We start from the raw sequence: 17,360 nt of genomic DNA on the forward strand, positions 1-17,360 counted from the left end.
GGGATGAGACGAACCCCCGGGACAAGATCGTGAGACAGAATGCCGTGGCTCCTGAATGAGACAGCCGAGAGAAGCGCAGGTCGCCACGTCCGAACGGGACATTCCGAATGAGGGCCTACAACAAGGGACTTGCCCCGCCGGGACTGCAGAACGTGCCGGTGCAGTGGATGCACTGCACGGTCCTGCACGCCGTCGGCCTGAGCGTCACCAGCGTCGACGTGGACGCGCTCCTCGAGGAAGTCGGGAGCTACGCCCAGACAGTGCAGCCCTTCACCCTGACATTCGACCGGCCCGCCGTGGGCAACGTCGCTGTGGAGATCAGCGGATGGCCGGGACGCCCGTTCAACGAGATCGTGGAAACCCTCACCCAGGCGACAGCCCGCACCGGAGCCGCCTTCAAGGCCGCCCCGAGCCGCTACCCCCACATCTCCCTCGCCTACACCGCAGACGGCGCTGAAGACGTCGACGCGGCCACCCTCAAGGCCGCGCTCGCGGACATCGGGCACCCGCTGTCCGGGACCGTGGTCGCGGACCGGCTGCACCTCGTTGAACAGTGGCACGACGGCGCCCACATCGTGTGGAACCCGATCGCCGAAGTGCCTCTCGCGGGAGTGAGGGCATGAGAGCGTTTCCCGGACCCATCCCGATGCACGGTGACACCGTCCAGGTCACTACCGACATCACCACGGTGACCATCGCCGGGAGCATCACGTCCCAGGGCGTCGTGCGCGGCGGCAAAGGGTTCGTTGAGCTCACCCTGCCCGATGGCGACCCGCAACAGCGGCGCGACCTGGAGCGGGCCAAGTGGTACCAGTACAAGCTGTACCGCGGCAGTGAGCTGCTCTACCTGTCTCCGCTCCTGACACTCAGAGAGACCCGAAGGGCCGAAGACGGGGCCCTGGTGGTCACAGGATCTCCCTGACCGGCACCCGCCGCCGTTCCCGAACGACCAAGTCGTAGCCCGCCGCGCGGGCGCTTGGGCTGCCGGGACGCCACGTCGCCGGGCACCGGTGTTGGCCAGCACGACTCATGCGATCACCCTCCGCCGACCACCCACCTCAGCGCCAGCAGCACCCGGCCGCCCGTCGGCTTCCGGGAAGGGCTACAGCCCGCCCGGCCCGGTCCGTACGCTGAGCGGCGTGACGGATCTTCAGCACCTCGCCGACGCCCTGGCCACCGACTACCTGCACGGCCGGTGGCAACCGGAGCCGACCGAGGAACACCGCACGCGCATCCTGTCCGCCGGCGCCAGCGCGGACGGCGGCCTGGACCGCCTGGGCGACGGAGGCGTCATCACGGCCGCCGCGATCACGCAGATGCTCCGCCCGGCCCTCACCGAACGGGACGCGGAGCAGTGGCGCATAGCTGAAGTCCTGCGCGCCTACCCGGACGGCGATCCCCTCGCGCAGGCCCTCACCCGGGACCTGGTGCACGCGATCGCCGCCGACCACCACCCGGGCCTCACCCCGTACGCCGACCGCTACACCGAGGCCCCCGCCCCCTACACCGCCACCGCCCCCACGGTCTTCATCGCGGGCGGGATCACCGGCGTGCGGAACTGGCAGCTGTCCGCAGCCCTCCAGCTGCTCGCCACCAGCACGGCGCACATCCTCAACCCCCGCCGTTCCTCCTTCCCGGGCCACGAACCGGCCGCCGCGCGCGAGCAGATCGCCTGGGAACATGCCGCCCTCGCCGCCTCCGACGTGATCCTGTTCTGGTTCCCCGCAGGCGCCGTGCAGCCCATCGCCCTGTACGAGCTCGGAGCACACACCGCCCAGGGCGCGGCGATCGCGGTCGGCACCGACCCCGCCTACGAGCGGCGCCTGGACGTGGTCGAACAGCTCCGCCACGCCCGCCCCGAACTTGAGGTCCACGACTGCCTGCCCGCCACCGTGCGCGCCGCCACCGCCCTGCTCCCGGCCACCGCGCACCCGACACCCACGGGACGCTGACACGATGACCCGATCCACCAACACACCGCTGCCCAACGGGGCGTGGCGGCGCCGTGCACCCGCACCGCTCCGGATCGCTCTGCAGCTCACCGTGGGCGTCCTGGCCGCTGTGCTCGCGTACGCGGCGCCATAGAAGGAACGCCGCCGTCGACTTGGCCGCAACTGCAGCCAGCATCGGCGCTACTTAGGGCAACGGCCTGTCGGGGCAGAGGCCCCCGCAGAGGGTGGTGAACTCTCCGGCTTTGGCGGGGAGATGGGAGGCCTCCCAGGGCAGCGGCTTGGTGGGTGCGGTGCGGCCGGGCTCGGCTGCGGAGGCGCCGGATACGAAGCCCATGGTGAGTGCCACGGCGGCCAGCAGGCCGGCGGACAGACGAGCAACAGTGCGCATGAGTTATCCCCCTTGACTTAAAGCCGGGCAGCCAGGTCAGGCCGCCCCTGCGGTCATCCTCGCGGCCGGTAGCTTTCAGGGCTTCGCGATGGTGGTTTTCGTTCGGCTGGCGGGGCACGTCCGGCCGACCACCGTGCACAATCTGAACGTGGCCAATCAGAGGACACCTCCCGAGGTAGGCATCTCGGTCCGTGAGGCCGAGGTCCTTGCCGCACTCGGTGAACATTTGACCAACGCCGAGATCGGCGCTCGGTTGTTCATCTCTATCCGCACCGTTGAAAGTCATGTCTCCTCGTTGCTGCGCAAGCTACAGGTGGACGATCGCCGTGCCCTGGCTGCTGTATCGGCGAACCTGCTCTCTGATCCGGAGGGCGCGCCGGCCGCAGTCGCGGCGCTGCCCTCGCCGTTGACGCCGTTTGTCGGGCGGGTGGCCGAGCGGGCGGCGCTGAGCAAAGCGCTGCGCGAGCATCGGCTGGTCACGGTTGTGGGACCGGGCGGGGTCGGCAAGACCCGCCTGGCCCTGAGCGTCGCTGCTGAGGCGAACGATCGGTTCGCCGACGGCGTTTGGTACGTCAACCTGGTACCCGTAGTCGACCCATTGGTGATCGCGGCGGCGATTGCGGACGCGCTGGGCCTCGGGGAGAGTGCGGGCCGCTCAGCGACGGACAACGTCCTGGGCTGGACGGCCGGCCGGGAAACGCTGCTCGTGCTGGACAACTGCGAGCACCTGCTGGACGGCGTGGTGGTCCTGCTGGAACGGCTACTGGCCGGCAGCCCCCGGCTGGCGGTGCTCGCCACCAGCCGGGCCAGGTTGCTGGTGCCCTTCGAATGGGTGTTTGCGGTGCCCGGGATGTCCGTCGAAGCCGACGACAGCGGCCCCGGTGACGCGGTCGAGCTGTTTGTTGGGCGGGCCTCGGCCGGCGGGAGCCTGCTGACGTCCGACGACAACAAGCGCATCGCCGCCGTCTGCCGGTGCCTGGACGGCATGGCGCTGGCGATAGAACTGGCCGCTGCCCGGTACGCGTCGCTCGGACTTGATGGGCTCGAAGCCGGGTTGGCCAACCGGCTGCGGCTGCTGACCGGCGGACCACGGATCGATGACCGGCACCGTTCGTTGCGCGCGACGCTCGACTGGAGTTACGCGCTGCTGGCCCAACCCGATCAGGCGGTGCTGCGCCGGATCTCGGTTTTCGCCGGCCCGTTCACCGCCGGCGCTGCGGCGACGGTTCTGGCCGGTTGGCCGCCGGAGCCGGCCGGCTCCATGGCGACCATCCTGGCCGGGCTCGCCGACCAGAGCTTGCTGATCGCGATCGCGGAGCCGAGTGGAACTCGCTACCGCGCCTTGGAAACGATCTGTGAGTACGGCGCAGATCGGCTCGAAGACGCCGGCGAGTCGGACCAGGCACTCTCGCGCCACCTCAATTGGTGTCTGGATGAAAGCGCAGATCTCCAGGTCACCTCCCGCGAACTCGCCGGTTCCTGGAGAGGGGCGTTCGATCGGGTTGCCGACGAGTTGCGGGGTGCCCTGGCCTGGGCGGCCGGCAACACTGAATACCGTCCCGAGGGGTACCGGTTGGCGATCGGGTTGGCCGAGCTGGCCTTCACCCGGGGCATGCCCGGGGAGTCGCAGCGGTGCTACGAGCAGGCGGCCGAGCTCGCCGCGGACGACTTGCTGGCCGCCGGCGCCTTGCGCTGTGCGGCAGGTGCCGCCGAGTCTCGGCATTTCGGCAACGACGCGCTGCGGCTGCGCAGGGCTGCGGCCGACGCAGCGATACGAGCGGGTGATCGGGTTGGCGCGGCTGGTGACCTCGCCCGGAATGCCGAGTTCATCAACCGCGCCCCGGGGCTGATCGAGACCAAGCCCGCGGCCGGAGAGGTGGAGGCGCTGATCGCCGAGGCGTGGACGCTGGCCGACAGCGACCTGGCTGCGCAGGCGCGCCTGCTCACCGCCGAGGCGTGCAACGGCGCGATCGCCGATCCGGCCACCCTCGAGCTCATCGAGCGCGCGCTCACGCTGGCCCGCCGCATCGACGACCCACTGATCGAGAGCGCCGCGCTCGACCAGCTCACCGCGGTGCAGCTGGGCCGCGGCGAGGTCCGAGCCGCGGCGGCCAGCGCGATGCGGCGCACCGAGCTGCTGGCCCCGCTGCAGGTGACGGCCACGACCGGGTTGGAGTTCTTCGACGGGTTCGGCATGGCCGACCATTGCGCCGTCGCCGCCGGTGACCTACGAGCCGCGAGGAGACATGCCGAGCGCCTGCGGGACCTGCCGTTCTACCGTGAGGAGGGCCACTTGGCGACCAGGCGGATGCTCGTCGTCACGGCGCTCGCGGGCGACTGGGACGAGACGATCACGCTGGCGGAGCGTTTCCGCGAGGGGTGGGGCCGGGCCGGCCGGCCGCGTGCGGGCAATCTCAGGAGCGCCGCGTATGCGGCCGCGACGGTCCACGGACTGCGCGGGGACGACGACGCCCGTGCTGTGTGGCTGGACATCATCGATGCCCTCGGGACGCCGGGCCGCTCGCCGTCACCGCTTCGGTACGGCGAATTTTTCGACGCCTTGCTCCTGCTGCACCGCGGTCTGCCCCAGCAGGCGGTGCAGGTGTTGCACACGCCTCCGGGGCAGTTGACGGACTGGTACGACAGCGTGTGGCGTACCTGGTACGCCGCCGTGTGGGCCGAGGCAGCAGCCCTCAGCGGGCACCAGGACGCCGCCGCTCGCATACAGCGCGCGCGCCTGGTGACGGTGGGAAACCCGATCGCCACCGCCATCGTCGACCGAGCGGCGGTCTTGGCCTCAGGAGACGTCGGCCGCGACGGTTTGACCGCCGCGGCCGCTGCCCTGGAGGGTGCCGGCTGCCGCTACCAATGGGCCCGGGCGCTCGTCTTCCTCGGCGGGGAGCAACGAGCACGTGGCGAGTCCGAGCTGGCGAGGATGGGTGCGACGGCTATGGCCTGGCCTCCACAATGATGTTGAACGGGGTCTTGGTCGCCCGCCGCACGTGGCTGAACCCGACCTCGCGCAGCACGGCGGCCAGTCGGCGTTCACCGGCCTGCGCACCCAGTCCCAGTCCGACTTCCTGGGCCGGCGAGCCTGGCGTGCAGATCACCGTGGACGGGCCGTCATAGGTTCGTCCGACCGGGTTCAGGTTCTGCTCCAGTACGTCGCCGGCGTTCGGCTGGACCAGCAACAGCGTGCCGTCCGGTGATGGAGCGGTCATGCTCTGCCCAGCCGACGCCCGCGCCGGTGCGGAATGCGTCGACGAATACCTCGTGGTCGGCGTAGCACGACGTGATGGTCTCGAAGGTGCTGCCGAGGACGATCGGGCTGTCTTCGTTCGCGACGACCATGGCCTGTTCCGCCGGTTCATAGGTGCCGCCGCCAGCCAGGTTGTAGACGACATAGCCGCTGGCTGCCTGGTTGCCGAGCCACGCACGGACATGGCGCTCAGTGGTATCGACGCATTGCGCCAGCACGGACGAGGTGATCGGCCCGGCGCCGGCCATCGCCTTGTAAAGGCCCAGCCGGTCGCCGATGTGCAGCAGCAGCCGGGAGATGGCTGCCCTCATGTCAAGCACCGCCTGTCCGACGAACGCCTCGAGTTTCGCCTCGTCGATCGTCGCGGCGGCGGTTGCTGTGGTCATTGGTGTCCACGCTCTTGGGTGCAGGTCCCCGATGGATCTGCGTGAAGGAGCGTGCTCGCATGCCTGGGTGCAGCGCATCGGTGCCGAGCACGGATGCCACCACGCAATCCTCGGGTCCGTGGCGGGCACGGATGTCTGATAGCCCGCTCTGGCTCAGGGTTGGCACCAGCCACAAACGGTCGCTGGTTGAGCACCCTCGAAGGAGCATTGAAGCTGATCCCACACCACGCCGTTGCCGCCCTGGCAGCCGCTCAGCGCACCAGCATGCCGGCGCCAGGCGCGAGCCTCATGGCTGGCTGAGCACGCTCTTCGCCATCGGCAACGGACCCGCGCTTCGGCTACCCGACGGTCGCCGCTGCGCCAGTTCCAAGGACTGCTGTCCACACCACCCGAGCCGCCGGCAGCCATGACCACGGCTGACGTCAGGGGCTCTGTCCACAATCGGGCTCCCAGCAGCGAACGGCGGGCACGTTGATGCCCACACCGCCGGGATCGTCCGGGATTCCCTACCCATTCCGCCGCCGCGCAACGCTCATCAGCAGACCGACCGTAGCCACGGCTGCCGCCACCGGACGTAGCGCACCTGCGGCGCGCATGGACCCAGGCCAGACCCACCGGCCCGTTCGGTCCAGACCAATAGAGAGAAGGACATCGTGAAGGCACGCAGCAAGATCTTCGGGACGCTGGTGATGGCCGCATCGGCCGGCGCCTTGAACATTCGTTCAATGGGCGCGGGCCAGGCTCACGGCGTAGTTCGCCGCGGCTTTGGACGTAGAGGGCCTGGTAGACGGACTCGTGGACCACGTGCATCTCCGGCCGGTCGGGAGTATCCACCGCAGCCGGAGCGCCGCGCACGTCAAGAAGGGGGAATCATGGAACAACCATCGAATGTGGCACACCACCAGATGCCCGGGAGGATGGCCACCTGGCTGCGGAGGCGGGCAGGCCGGTGGGCGCGGTCGCCCAAGGCCGGGGTGCTGGTTGTGGTGGCGCTGCTGGCGACCGCCTTCGCCGTGACACCCGCGCACGCGGACGACCCGGGGCTGAACTGCGCGCTCACTGCGACCGCCTCGATCACGGTCGCGCCATCACCAGTGGTGTTCGGGCAGAACGCCCAAGTGCAGTGGAGCGCCACCGGCGTGAACTGCTCCTCCGAGAACGCGTTGCAGATCAGCGGACCGGGCTTCAACCCGTCGACGGAGATCTTCCCGGTCGCCGGCGGTTCGCGGTCGGTGCCCATCGGCTTCACCGGCACCGCCACCTGGGACGTGACCGTGCTCGACCTGTCGTCGGACACTGGTTTTTCCAGGCACCTGGCATCCCTCACGGCCTCGGTCACCGGCGTCACCTTCGTCCCGGACCTGACCGGCGACACCCGGGCTCAGGCCAGGCAGGCGCTGTCGAACGCGGGATACATGCTCGGCGGCGTGGGCAGTGCCGTCGACTGCAACAACGTACAAAGGGTGAGCAGTCAGAACCCCACCGCGGGTACCCCTCTGGTACGGGGGTCCTCGGTGTCGATCACGATCGGCACGACGCCCACGCCACCCAAAGTGTGCCCGTGACGGATCAACTGCCCTCCACAAGCGCCGGGACCGCGGAACTCGCGGTCCCGGCGCAGGCGTGTAAGGCCGCCTATGGTGCGCATGCGTCTCGCCGGAGCGGAGACACGGAGCCCGCCCCGGGGTGTCGACGAGCTGCAAACGGATTGTGGACGGCCCTCGCCGCCTGTCCCGCCCGCAGGAACTGACTCGACAGGGATGGCCCGCACCGTGACCCGTGGACCAGCCCTTCGAGGCTCTTGGCCATCTTGACGGCTCACCGGCCATGCCCGTGCCGTCGCCGCAATCTCACTGACGGCCGGGCTGTCGGTGCCCACCCGTACCCTGTCGCCCAAGCACGTGCGACAGGAGGGCAATGTGGCCCGCAGCGGGATCAATAAACGCGAGCTGGATAAGTGGACGGACAGCCTTGCTAAGGAGGCCAAGAAGACAGCCTGGAGCGCGCCCAACGACGGCACCCTGCTCGTATGTCTGCACAGCTCGATGCCACCGTCAGCGCGCTTTCCGGCGGTGAGTTGACCGAGAGCAGCGGCTATCTGGACCGGTTGCTGCTCGGCGATCTGCTGGTCGCGTGCCCAGCGCATGCGGTTGCTGCGGCTGCTGAGCACTGTGCCGGTCACCACGCCGATCAGCGTGGCGGCCACCCCGCCCACAGTGGTGACGGTGATCCTCCAGTCCAGTGACATCCAACTCCCCCTCGTGGCTGTCGTACTGGACGACTCTGCCCTCCGCGCTTGTGGGGGTATACGGAGGAGTCTGCGCAACGGCGGCCTTTCGGCCACCCCACGGTGGAGGTCAGCCGATAACACGGCGGCGGGCCACGGGCTGCCGGAGAGAAGGGTGAGCACTGCCGCGGAGACGGCAACATGGACGGCCAGTAGGAGGATCACGGCCGCGCGCAGGCTGACCAGCGGCTCCTGGGTGCGGTCGCATGCGGGGTTTATGGCGCTCCGAGGCGGCCAGCGTGCCCACTCGTGGCCGAGGTGCCGCTGCCGCCCACTCCGAGCGGCCCGCCGGACAACGCGCTCGGCCACGCCCCCATGGTCGCGTCCCTCGGGCTGCTGCAGCTGGGGCAGTGGTGGTTCCAGGAGCATTACGACTGCTTCGACGAGACGTACGGGACATCGCTGCCTCCACGGCCCGGCGGTGCGCCCTGGACTGCTACCACCCTGCTACCATGCTGGTGTGACTTCCACGAAGAAGCAGACACAGGTCCGGCTGGACGAGGACGTCCTCGCGGCTGGCAAGGCCGCCGCGCACGCCCGTCGGCTCGACTTCAACAAGTACGTGGAGCGCCTCATCATCGAGGACACCACGGGCGCCCGCGCCGCCGGCATGGCGGCCGCCCAGCGCCTCATCGACGAGCACGGCACATTCCTCGACGATCTGGAGCGGCAGCTCGACGCGCCGTACGCCGACCCGCAGTCGGGCGCCGCCGCGTGATCCTGCACGTCGACGAATCCTGGATCCTCGAAGTAGCGGAACGGGCCGGCCACCACGACCCCAGCGTCGACGACTACGGCGTCCCCATCGCTGCCGTCGCCCGCCACCGCGGCGAACTCCTCGACACCCCTGTCTACGACGGCGCCTACGCCCGCGCCGCCGCGCTGGTGCACACCCTGGGCCGCTGCCGCTGGCTGGAGCGCTCCAACCTCACCGTCGCCTGCGCCGTCGCCGTCATGTACCTCGAGGCCAGCAACATCCCCGTCAACCCCACCCGCGAACAACTCACTGCGCTCGCCCACGAGCTGAACAACCCGCGCTGCACCGCAGGCCGGATCACCTCCTTCCTGCGCACCTGGAAACCTTGATCCCGATCCGGGTGGTGATCGCCTCAGGCCACCGCGGCTCAGTGGGCCGGGGGAGAGTGGCGGCGTCGCTCGCGCTGATTGCCCGGCACGGCGCCACCAGAGGCCTCGCGACGTCAGTCAGGCCGCGCGTCAGCACTCCCCGCGCCACGTGACTCCCGTGATCACGACGCCTGGGGAGACATTGCCGCTGTACGTGCCGGGGCCGGGGTTGTAGTGGACGCAGAACTTGTCCTGCAGCCCCTGCCAGTCGTAGTGGATGTCGACGTGGTCGTAACCGGGGGACGGGTAGCCGTTGTTGAAGAACGACTGGTAGTACGCCCACCCGCTCCAGTTCCCCGCGGTCCGCACCACCATGGGGCCTGTGCGGTCCGGACCCTGCCAGGCACAGAAATAGCCCCGGGGGCAGCCCGGCGGGTCCGGTTCGGCCGAGGCGCTGGGCGCGGAAGCGAAGACCGCCGCGACGGCGGCGGAGACGGCGGCGATGCTCACAGTACGAACGCGCATGACTGGTCCTCGAAACCTGTTGCCGTGGTCGGTGGTGGTCGTGCTGTGCGGCCGGGTGGGGGAGGCGGGCGGCCTGCGTCGGCCTGCCCGCCTCCCCGGTCCGCACGTGCGGTGATGCATATGGCACCGCGGTGTTTCCGCTGTGTCATATGGCGGTGTCGACCGCCTTGGCGGACTGCCGTTGTGTGTCAGCAGTCCCCGACGTAGTGGGCGAAGTCGATGTCGTCGGTACTGCCGAGGTTGGTCTCACCCGGTCCGACGCATTGGTAGCGTTCGGTCGTGGTCCAGTCCAGATCGATCTCGATGATGATGCGATTGGTGCCGCAGTGGCCGTAGTAGGCGGTGCCCCCCGCCTCGTAGTAGCCGCATGCCATGGCGGAGACGTCTCCCGCGGGCGCGGCCTGGGCGGTTGAGGTGAGCGCCGTGCCGGCGAGGGCAACGGCGCTGACGACGGCCGCGGCGATGCGCAGCGGACTGCTGACTTTCTTACCCATGAAACTCCTTGACGACTGGTCCAACGGAACGATGTCCAGCTGGTGATGCTCTTCTCCTGTGGCGAGCACCGGTGTCGAGGCCGGGGCACGGGGTGCCGGAGGAACACGTGCGACATGCGAGATGCCCGGCAGACAGTGCCTGTTGCCGTCGTGCGGACATTGCAAGGACATCGCCCGTGTCCGCCGGTTCCTCCGGCGTTTCGGGCGACATCAGAAGGATGCAGGAGGGGGCCATGGTTGTCAGCGGGTTCGATCATGGAGATTCCTCGCCACACGATAAGGAGGACGTTATGGCGCCAGGCAGGGGGGCCAGAGCGAGGCTCGTGGGCGCCGCGGAACCCAGCGTTCACCAGTTACGGCTGTTTCTGACGCTGGGCGAGGAGCTGCACTTCGGCCGCGCCGCGGCGCGCGTGTTCATCTCCCAGTCCGCTCTCAGCCAGCAGATCCGCGACCTGGAGAAGCGGCTGGAGGTGCAACTCTTCCGCCGTACCAGTCGCACGGTCGAACTCACCACGGCCGGAGAGGCGCTGATTCCCGAAGCCCGGAAGGCCGTCGCGGGCATCGACCGGCTCCGCCGTGTCGCCGGTGCGCAGTCCCGTCAGCTCTCCGCCAGGCTCACCGTGGGAACCATCGGGGCCGAGGCCGCCATGCCGCACACGCGGGCCGTCCTGCGGATTCTGAAGGAACGGCAACCCGGGATGGAGATCCAGGTGGTCACTCCGAACTTCGTCGACCACATCGATGCACTCTTCCGTCAGGAAGTCGATGTGGTCTTCCTGCGCCCGCCCGTTCCGGACGGTATCGAGACCCATCACCTGGCCTCCGAACCACGGGTGGCCTGCCTGCCCGCCGACGACCCCCTGGCCGCCCTGCCGCGGGTCGCGCTGGAGCAGCTCGCCGACCGTCCCGTGGTCCGCATGCCACCGCGATTACCTCGGGTGTGGCGGGACTTCTGGGCGGTGGACCCACGCCCCGACGGCAGCCCCGTGAAGTACGGGCCGGTCGTCCCCGACATGGAAGCGCTGCTCCACACCGTGGCCGCCGGCGAGGCCATGTGCTTCCTCCCCGCCGCCGCCCGTGACTTCTTCCCCCGCCCCGGCGTCCGGTACGTGGACGTCGCCGGACTGTCCCCGTCCGCCTCGTCGTTGGCCTGGCTCGCCGCCCGCCGTAACGCGCCCACCATCACCGCCGCCCGGTACGCCGCCCGTACGTACTCCCAGCACCCTGGCCACTGACCCGCCGCACACTCCGGTGCTTCGGGACAGGGCACCCTGAAGGCGGCACTGGCCGGGCCGGCACCGCCCTGTTGTCAGTGCCCGCGTCTAGCGTTGTGCCGGCGGGATGGCCCAGCGGCGGAGGCGAACAGTCGACGAATCAGGCATCGCGGTGGTCCTGCTCTCACGGCGACTTCACCTCGCGCGGACTCCTCAACCGGCAGTACGGGGGCTCCCTCCGCAAGGGCATTGCCGCCTCTCCTGCTGGCAGCCACGTGCTGCTGTTCAACCGGGAGGTGGTCAGCATCAGCTCTGGCAGTGTTCACGTCACGCACTATGCCTTCCACCTTGCCCATCGGCCGCCCGGGTGACCGATGACCGGACCGGTCTTGGTCGGGCCGTGTCGGGCGAGAGGGGAACCTCCGACCATTCCGTCTCTAGCGGCGTCCACGGCTGGTCAGCCGGTCACCGGGTCAAGGTCGCCCTCCGTCTGGTGTCCGGAGTCGAGTTCCTGACGCAGGTCTAGGAAGCAGCGCATCGGCGGTCTGCGGATGTCGAGAACGTGCCACCGGCTCCGTCCCAGGGACATCAGCGGCCACCATCGGCCGCACGAGGAAGAAGGAGGAACCGGCATGGCGATTCAGCGGATGGACAACGTCGGCATCGTCGTCGAGGACATGGATGCCGCCATCGCGTTCTTCGTGGAACTCGGTATGGAGCTGGAGGGCAGGGCGGAGGTCGAGGGCCCAGTCGCCGACCAGTGCACCGGACTCGACGGCGTCCGCTGTGACATTGCGATGGTCCGGACCCCGGACGGTCACAGCCGACTCGAGCTGGCGAAGTACCGCAGCCCCGCGGTGATCAGCGCCGGGCCGCGCAACCGGCCGCACAACATTGCGGGCACGCACCGTGTCATGTTCGCCGTCGACGACCTCAAGGACACCGTTGCCCGCCTGCGCCCGCACGGCGCCGAACTCGTCGGCGAGATCGCCCGGTTCGAGGACAGCTATCTGCTCTGCTACGTCCGCGGCCCGGAGGGCATCATCGTCGGACTGGCCGAGCAACTGCGCTGAGAAGGAGGAACCGAGCCATGCAGCTGAACGAGATCATCGAGGTTCTGAACCGTCCGATCAGCTGGGAGCTGCTGGCCCGTGACGTGACCCGCCTGCCTACGCCGCGCTTTCGCACCGAAACAGGAAACGGGAGACCAGTTGTGATCGAGACGATTCGGCCTGCGCTCAAGGGTGCTGCGTCGCAGCCGGGCACCGCGTCCTGCGGGCCCAGCAGCCGGATGGGGTGCGGCTGCTGAGTGGCTTCAGCGGTCGGCGCCTTCGGGCTGCTCCTCGGCCGGAAGCGCAGCTGTCGGCTCCGGTGCCTCGGGGGAGGTGTAGAAGACCGAGCGGCCCTGCTTAGTGCGCTGAGCCAGGCTCTTGGCCACGAGCCCTTCGAGGGTGACGCGCACGACCTTGGGCTTGATTCCGCGCTCGGGATGGGCCTGGCTGAGCGCGGTGGAAATTTCCACCGCGGAGCGCGGTTCGCCCTGCTCGGTGAGGTGGCGTCGGATGAGTTCCACCAGGGTGGGCTGTGTTGTCTTCGCGGCGGCCGCAGCCTTGACCGGGGGCTTCTTGGCGGCGGACTTCCTGGCCGTCGGGCTTCCCTGCGCGGCCGTGGTCCTCCTGGCTTTCGGCTTGCCAATCTGCCCGGCGTCGGTCTTCTTCCGGGGAGAGGGCACTGCGGCGCTCTCGGGCGCGGCCGCGGGCTCAGCCGGTGCTTCCGGGATGCCGAGTGCCTGTTGCATGTTCACCAGCACGGTGTGGTCCTGCTGCAGGGCGGACAGTTGCTGCTGCAGGGCGGTGATTTCCGCACCGATGCGTTCCTGCTCCTTGAGGTTGCGCTCAAGGTCGCCGGTCACCTGGGCGATGTAGTGCGATGTCAGTTCAGTGGTGGTGGTCGTGCTCTCGGACATGGTGTTGACCCTTTCTCGGCTTGCGGCCGTGGTACAGGCTCTGCGGGACGGCTTCATGCCGTGCCGCATCCTCTTGGTTTGTGCTGGCGGCGCTGCAGGGGCGCCGTTGCTGCCGCAAGGTGCCTGGTGTTGAGATAGTACGGACAGGCGGAGCCGGTTGTTCCTCTCGCGTGATGCCCTCTGCCCGGGGCCAGCCTCAAAGCAGCGGGTCTGGTACCTGCCTGGCCCTACCGCAGGGCCGGTTCGTACACGGGGCTGGGGCACTTGCCAGAACGCATCGTCGGTCTCCCGGTTGTGATGCCAGGCCTTACTGGCCCTAACAAAGCCTCTGGACGTGCCGGTGGGTGATCAGGCAGACGGCAAGTCCGAGAAAGGCCTCGTGGATGTCGTCGCGTCGTTCCCAGCGGATCCGTAAGCGGCGGAAACCGTGCAGCCAGGAGGACGGGTCGGCCGCGCGGCGAGGTGTCTGCCGTGGCAGGTCCTTTTCCGCGCGGCCTCCCGCCGAACCGGACGTGATGGTTTCCCGATCATCCGGCTCTCCAGTGACGACAGCGTGAGCGATTCAGGCTGCTCGCGCAGGACACACAACGCCGTTGCGGCGATCTGCATTTCGCATACCTCCCGGGTCTGAGTGTCCGAGTCACCTGGCCCCCTTCGCCCTGTGGACGGCTTTCCCGTCCTCCCCGGCCGGTCGTTACTCCGGCGACTACTACGGGGCCTCCGTCGCCATAGGACTCGCGTCCCGTAGGCGATCCCACGTTCGTCTCTGTCTGTACGTTCTAGCGCGACGTAGGCGTCCCACTCATCTCCTTGAATGTCCTCGCTGGGCATCGCTCCGCACGCCGGAGGTGCACGAGGGCACGATCGAACCCCGTGCAGAGTGCGGCACCGGTTTCAGCTGTCCTTCCGGCGGATGAGAACTTGCATCTGCTGGAGATTGGGCTTCAAACAATCCAGTCTTCGCCATATCGCGCGGGCCTCCCCAGCACACCGTCTCTGACAACTGAGCCCAGTTGCTGGTTTGCTGACATGCTGTTGTCCCCTTCACCTTTCGGATCCAGGTAAGTCATCGGGCCCAGGAACCTCCTTCCGAGTTCCTCCCGGCTGAGCCGGGAATACAACAGAGCGCCTCGTGGCGCACATCGTCCGCTCAACGACCCAGCGGAAGGTGCCCAGTCCCGTCCCGTGCGGCTGGCCACGCTCGGCGATCGCGGGCGTGATGCCGCGCTGCCGCAAGAGCCGTCGGTACTTGTCGTGGTCGTAGCCGCGGTCGGCGAAGAGCATGTCCGGCCGTCTGCGCGGCCGACCGACGACTCCGGCCACTGCCGGGATCTTGTCCAACAGGGGCAGTAGTTGTGTGACATCGTTGCGGTTTCCGCCGGTCAGAGACACCGCGAGCGGGATCCCTTGGCCGTCGGTGATGATGTGGTGTTTGCTGCCCGGGCGTGCGCGGTCGACCGGGCTGGGGCCGCTTTTGGGCCCCTGCGTGCGGCCCGGACGTGGGAAGAGTCGATCACCGCCCGCGACCAGTCCAGCTGGTTCTTCGAGCGCAGCTTGTTCAGCAGTAGCTGGTGCAGTTGGCCCCACACGCCGGCCTCGTTCCAGGCCGCCAGGCGGCGCCAGCACGTCATGCCCGAGCCGAAGCCCAGTTCCTGCGGGAGGTACTCCCACTGGATGCCGGTGTGCAGGACGAACAAGATCCCGCACAGGGCTTGACGATCGGGCACTCGAGGTCTGCCCTCGACCTGCTTCGGGGGCGGCTCGGGCAGCAACGGCTTGATGAGCGACCACAGTTCATCCGACACGATCCAGGGTCGTGACTGACGCTTCCCCATGCCCACATCAACGAACGATCAAGCGGACAGTCACATGAACAACCCGCTTTTGTTAGAGCCAGTAAGCGCGTCTGGAGGCGCGGGCGGCATCTTGCGCCTGGCAGCTGGTCATGTCCCGCTGAGTGGTGTAGTCACGGCAGCTGTTTCGATTCCGGTTGCGACGTGATCTGCGGTTCGGGCGGGGTCGGCGTGGTGAGGAGATCGGCCATGGAGGCTTCGGAGAGGTAGCGGCGGTCGAAGACCTGCCACTCGTCGTGGAGTTCGGCCAGGACCGCAGCGGCGAGTCGGTCCAGGGCTGCGGGGTTGGGGAAGACCTGGACGACATCGGCCCGTCGTTTGATCTCCCGGTTCAGCCGTTCCAGCGGGTTGGTCGACCAGATCTTCTTCCAGTGCGCCGGCGGGAAGTCAGCGAACGCCGTGATGTCCGTCGCCGCCTCCAGCAGCATCTTCTTGACCTGCGGGAACTGCCGTCCGAGCATGTCGGCTACCACGTTGAGCTGGGTGCGGACCTGCTCGCCGGTGGTCTGGGCGAAGACGGTGCGGATGGTGGCGGCGACCATCTCCCCGGAGCCCCTCTCGATCACCGAGAACACGTCCCGGACGAAGTGAACCCGGCAGCGTTGCCACGCCGCACCCAGGAAGACGGTGCGGATCGCGGCCACCAGCCCGCTGTGGCTGTCGGAGATGACCAGCTGGACGTTCTCCAGGCCACGGGCCCGCAGTGAGCGCAGGAACTTGGTCCAGAACGGCTTCGACTCACTGTCGCCGACCATCAGGCCGAGGATCTCGCGGTGCCCGGTGGCAGAGATCCCGGTGGCGATGACCACGGCCTGCGAGGCGATCCGGTGATTCACCCTCGCCTTGCAGTACGTGGCGTCCAGAAATACGTAGGGGAAGACGGTGTGATCCAGCGGCCGTTCCTTGAACGCGGTCAGTTCCTCGTCCAGTTCGCCGCAGATGCGGGAGACCTCGGACTTGGAGATCCCGGAGTCCGCGCCGAGTGCCTTGACCAGGTCATCGACCGAGCGAGTCGACACTCCGTGCACGTATGCCTCCATCACCACGGCAAACAGCGCCCGGTCGATCCGGCGCCGGCGTTCCAGCAGGGAGGGGAAGAACGACCCGGTCCGCAGTTTCGGGATCTTCAGGTCCAGGTCGCCGGCCTGCGTGGTCAGCAGACGCTCACGGTGCCCGTTGCGCCAAGTGGTGCGCGTCGCCGTGTGCTCGCCCGGGGCCGCACCGATTGTCTCGGTGGCCTCGGCCTCGATGAGCTCCTGCAGGATGCGCTCGCACGCCACCCTGATTGCTTCAACTCCATCCGCCCGATGTAGTGACTCAAGCAGCCGCATGAGCTCAGACTGGGACAAGGCCATCGCGTGCTCCTCCGGTTGAACTGCCCGTTCACCAGGGAGACTTGCGCGATGGCCTGCCCTTGTTCAGGGAGCACGCACGGTCAGCGGATGCACGCCCCGGGGCGGACACCGCGCGTTCCGGACCACGGCTCGGCTACACCACTTCACGGGACACGATCTGGCAGCTCGGTACTGACGGCCGTATGGCCGTTTGCGCTGCTGCTGTCCCGGAACGGGGAGCGTGCGACGGACGCTGAGCCGAGCCTGTCCCCGGTGATCGGCGCGGTCGGCGTGCATGCTCGTCCCTGGCCGGCGCGAGCGGTCCGCCGCGGCGCCGCAACGGCCTCCCTCCCGCTCCAGGACCCGCGACGCCAGCGGCCAGTGTGCCCATGGCCTGGCGGCGCGACGGGTGGCGGGAGTGCAGTTTCCCCTCGCAGTCCGGACCGGCACCCCCCGCCTGTCAGTGCATCGCATCAGAGCTGATCGGGGCCCTCCTGCCAGTCCTCAGCCTCGGTGAGACTCGCGAGGCAGCCTGCCGTCCTTGACAAGCAGTCAGGTGATGATTCTGAGGTGGTGTCAACGTCCGACATGCTTCCGATGTTCCGACAGGGTGAAGGGCCGCCGGTTCTTTCACCGG

At 68.6% G+C, this 17,360-nt stretch carries 19 protein-coding genes and 2 pseudogenes; 12 read left to right on the forward strand and 9 right to left on the reverse strand.

Annotated elements, in window-relative coordinates; all coding sequences use genetic code 11:
• Positions 1-107: 107 nt before the first annotated feature.
• The 4 genes from OG828_RS48700 to OG828_RS48715 all read left to right on the forward strand — a co-directional run bounded on the left by OG828_RS48700 (position 108) and on the right by OG828_RS48715 (position 2,085).
• Positions 108-623: a 2'-5' RNA ligase family protein gene (locus OG828_RS48700; RefSeq protein ID WP_328499697.1), complete on the forward strand. Its 516-nt coding sequence runs from the start codon at positions 108-110 to the stop codon at positions 621-623.
• On the forward strand, positions 620-922 hold the full coding sequence (locus tag OG828_RS48705; RefSeq protein ID WP_328499696.1) for a hypothetical protein: 303 nt from the start codon (positions 620-622) through the stop codon (positions 920-922). Before OG828_RS48700 ends, OG828_RS48705 begins: the two co-directional genes overlap by 4 nt.
• Positions 923-1,139: 217 nt before the next feature.
• Positions 1,140-1,952 (forward strand): nucleoside 2-deoxyribosyltransferase domain-containing protein, encoded by an 813-nt coding sequence (locus tag OG828_RS48710; RefSeq protein ID WP_328499695.1) that lies wholly within the window; start codon positions 1,140-1,142, stop codon positions 1,950-1,952.
• 4 nt (positions 1,953-1,956) lie between these two features.
• Positions 1,957-2,085, forward strand: coding sequence for a hypothetical protein (locus tag OG828_RS48715; RefSeq protein ID WP_328499694.1), 129 nt, complete (start codon positions 1,957-1,959; stop codon positions 2,083-2,085).
• 51 nt (positions 2,086-2,136) lie between these two features.
• Here the strand turns inward: OG828_RS48715 and OG828_RS48720 are convergent, their stop codons facing one another.
• The gene (locus tag OG828_RS48720) at positions 2,137-2,340 is read right to left on the reverse strand and encodes a hypothetical protein (protein WP_328499693.1); all 204 of its coding nucleotides are present in this window, start codon (positions 2,338-2,340) and stop codon (positions 2,137-2,139) included.
• An 88-nt stretch (positions 2,341-2,428) separates the two neighbouring features.
• Between OG828_RS48720 and OG828_RS48725 the strand changes: the two genes are divergently transcribed.
• Entirely contained in the window at positions 2,429-5,311 is a 2,883-nt protein-coding gene (locus OG828_RS48725; RefSeq protein ID WP_328499692.1) for an ATP-binding protein, read from the forward strand.
• 152 nt (positions 5,312-5,463) lie between these two features.
• Here the strand turns inward: OG828_RS48725 and OG828_RS48730 are convergent, their stop codons facing one another.
• Positions 5,464-5,985, reverse strand: coding sequence for a hypothetical protein (locus tag OG828_RS48730; RefSeq protein WP_328499691.1), 522 nt, complete (start codon positions 5,983-5,985; stop codon positions 5,464-5,466).
• 872 nt (positions 5,986-6,857) lie between these two features.
• Between OG828_RS48730 and OG828_RS48735 the strand changes: the two genes are divergently transcribed.
• The 4 genes from OG828_RS48735 to OG828_RS48750 all read left to right on the forward strand — a co-directional run bounded on the left by OG828_RS48735 (position 6,858) and on the right by OG828_RS48750 (position 9,358).
• Positions 6,858-7,550: a PASTA domain-containing protein gene (locus OG828_RS48735; RefSeq protein ID WP_328499690.1), complete on the forward strand. Its 693-nt coding sequence runs from the start codon at positions 6,858-6,860 to the stop codon at positions 7,548-7,550.
• 464 nt (positions 7,551-8,014) lie between these two features.
• Positions 8,015-8,230, forward strand: coding sequence for a hypothetical protein (locus OG828_RS48740; protein WP_328499689.1), 216 nt, complete (start codon positions 8,015-8,017; stop codon positions 8,228-8,230).
• 502 nt (positions 8,231-8,732) lie between these two features.
• The gene (locus tag OG828_RS48745) at positions 8,733-8,990 is read left to right on the forward strand and encodes a hypothetical protein (protein WP_307841093.1); all 258 of its coding nucleotides are present in this window, start codon (positions 8,733-8,735) and stop codon (positions 8,988-8,990) included.
• Entirely contained in the window at positions 8,987-9,358 is a 372-nt protein-coding gene (locus tag OG828_RS48750; protein WP_328499688.1) for a fic family toxin-antitoxin system, toxin component, read from the forward strand. The genes OG828_RS48745 and OG828_RS48750 overlap by 4 nt, the downstream gene beginning before the upstream one ends.
• 129 nt (positions 9,359-9,487) lie before the next feature.
• Here the strand turns inward: OG828_RS48750 and OG828_RS48755 are convergent, their stop codons facing one another.
• Positions 9,488-9,862 (reverse strand): peptidase inhibitor family I36 protein, encoded by a 375-nt coding sequence (locus OG828_RS48755; protein ID WP_328499687.1) that lies wholly within the window; start codon positions 9,860-9,862, stop codon positions 9,488-9,490.
• A gap of 188 nt (positions 9,863-10,050) precedes the next feature.
• Positions 10,051-10,356 (reverse strand): DUF6355 family natural product biosynthesis protein, encoded by a 306-nt coding sequence (locus OG828_RS48760; protein ID WP_328499686.1) that lies wholly within the window; start codon positions 10,354-10,356, stop codon positions 10,051-10,053.
• A 290-nt stretch (positions 10,357-10,646) separates the two neighbouring features.
• Here OG828_RS48760 and OG828_RS48765 point away from each other — a divergent pair, with 290 nt between their 5' ends.
• Complete coding sequence (locus tag OG828_RS48765; protein WP_328499685.1) at positions 10,647-11,591, forward strand: LysR family transcriptional regulator; 945 nt, start codon at positions 10,647-10,649, stop codon at positions 11,589-11,591.
• A 436-nt stretch (positions 11,592-12,027) separates the two neighbouring features.
• Here OG828_RS48765 and OG828_RS48770 read toward each other — a convergent pair whose 3' ends face one another.
• Entirely contained in the window at positions 12,028-12,159 is a 132-nt protein-coding gene (locus OG828_RS48770) for a hypothetical protein (RefSeq protein WP_328499684.1), read from the reverse strand.
• Between the two features lie 43 nt (positions 12,160-12,202).
• On the opposite strand from OG828_RS48770, the gene OG828_RS48775 reads away from it, so the two are divergent.
• A complete protein-coding gene (locus OG828_RS48775; protein ID WP_328499683.1) occupies positions 12,203-12,643 on the forward strand; it encodes a VOC family protein in 441 nt (146 codons plus the stop codon).
• Positions 12,644-12,660: 17 nt separating this feature from the next.
• A complete protein-coding gene (locus tag OG828_RS48780; RefSeq protein WP_328499682.1) occupies positions 12,661-12,879 on the forward strand; it encodes a hypothetical protein in 219 nt (72 codons plus the stop codon).
• A 6-nt stretch (positions 12,880-12,885) separates the two neighbouring features.
• Here the strand turns inward: OG828_RS48780 and OG828_RS48785 are convergent, their stop codons facing one another.
• The 4 genes and pseudogenes from OG828_RS48785 to OG828_RS48800 form a co-directional block, all read right to left on the reverse strand.
• A complete protein-coding gene (locus tag OG828_RS48785; protein ID WP_328504772.1) occupies positions 12,886-13,536 on the reverse strand; it encodes a hypothetical protein in 651 nt (216 codons plus the stop codon).
• Positions 13,537-13,852: 316 nt separating this feature from the next.
• A pseudogene (locus OG828_RS48790) lies at positions 13,853-13,975 on the reverse strand (IS5/IS1182 family transposase); the annotation flags it as partial.
• Between the two features lie 704 nt (positions 13,976-14,679).
• Positions 14,680-15,371 (reverse strand): annotated as a pseudogene (locus tag OG828_RS48795) (IS5 family transposase); the annotation flags it as partial.
• A gap of 131 nt (positions 15,372-15,502) precedes the next feature.
• Complete coding sequence (locus tag OG828_RS48800; protein ID WP_328351705.1) at positions 15,503-16,744, reverse strand: IS256 family transposase; 1,242 nt, start codon at positions 16,742-16,744, stop codon at positions 15,503-15,505.
• Positions 16,745-17,360: the final 616 nt, after the last annotated feature.

This window comes from Streptomyces sp. NBC_00457 (assembly GCF_036014015.1).
GTDB lineage: Bacteria > Actinomycetota > Actinomycetes > Streptomycetales > Streptomycetaceae > Streptomyces.

Excerpts from the sequence above, each read along its gene's own strand:
- OG828_RS48705 (WP_328499696.1), top strand. The coding sequence starts at position 620 with ATGAGAGCGTTTCCCGGACCCATCCCGATGCACGGTGACACCGTCCAG.
- OG828_RS48720 (WP_328499693.1), bottom strand. The coding sequence starts at position 2,340 with ATGCGCACTGTTGCTCGTCTGTCCGCCGGCCTGCTGGCCGCCGTGGCA.
- OG828_RS48775 (WP_328499683.1), top strand. The coding sequence starts at position 12,203 with ATGGCGATTCAGCGGATGGACAACGTCGGCATCGTCGTCGAGGACATG.
- OG828_RS48725 (WP_328499692.1), top strand. The coding sequence starts at position 2,429 with ATGGTGGTTTTCGTTCGGCTGGCGGGGCACGTCCGGCCGACCACCGTG.
- OG828_RS48735 (WP_328499690.1), top strand. The coding sequence starts at position 6,858 with ATGGAACAACCATCGAATGTGGCACACCACCAGATGCCCGGGAGGATG.
- OG828_RS48760 (WP_328499686.1), bottom strand. The coding sequence starts at position 10,356 with ATGGGTAAGAAAGTCAGCAGTCCGCTGCGCATCGCCGCGGCCGTCGTC.
- OG828_RS48780 (WP_328499682.1), top strand. The coding sequence starts at position 12,661 with ATGCAGCTGAACGAGATCATCGAGGTTCTGAACCGTCCGATCAGCTGG.
- OG828_RS48770 (WP_328499684.1), bottom strand. The coding sequence starts at position 12,159 with ATGTCCCTGGGACGGAGCCGGTGGCACGTTCTCGACATCCGCAGACCG.
- OG828_RS48715 (WP_328499694.1), top strand. The coding sequence starts at position 1,957 with ATGACCCGATCCACCAACACACCGCTGCCCAACGGGGCGTGGCGGCGC.
- OG828_RS48740 (WP_328499689.1), top strand. The coding sequence starts at position 8,015 with ATGTCTGCACAGCTCGATGCCACCGTCAGCGCGCTTTCCGGCGGTGAG.
- OG828_RS48765 (WP_328499685.1), top strand. The coding sequence starts at position 10,647 with ATGGCGCCAGGCAGGGGGGCCAGAGCGAGGCTCGTGGGCGCCGCGGAA.
- OG828_RS48800 (WP_328351705.1), bottom strand. The coding sequence starts at position 16,744 with ATGGCCTTGTCCCAGTCTGAGCTCATGCGGCTGCTTGAGTCACTACAT.
- OG828_RS48730 (WP_328499691.1), bottom strand. The coding sequence starts at position 5,985 with ATGACCACAGCAACCGCCGCCGCGACGATCGACGAGGCGAAACTCGAG.
- OG828_RS48700 (WP_328499697.1), top strand. The coding sequence starts at position 108 with ATGAGGGCCTACAACAAGGGACTTGCCCCGCCGGGACTGCAGAACGTG.
- OG828_RS48785 (WP_328504772.1), bottom strand. The coding sequence starts at position 13,536 with ATGTCCGAGAGCACGACCACCACCACTGAACTGACATCGCACTACATC.
- OG828_RS48755 (WP_328499687.1), bottom strand. The coding sequence starts at position 9,862 with ATGCGCGTTCGTACTGTGAGCATCGCCGCCGTCTCCGCCGCCGTCGCG.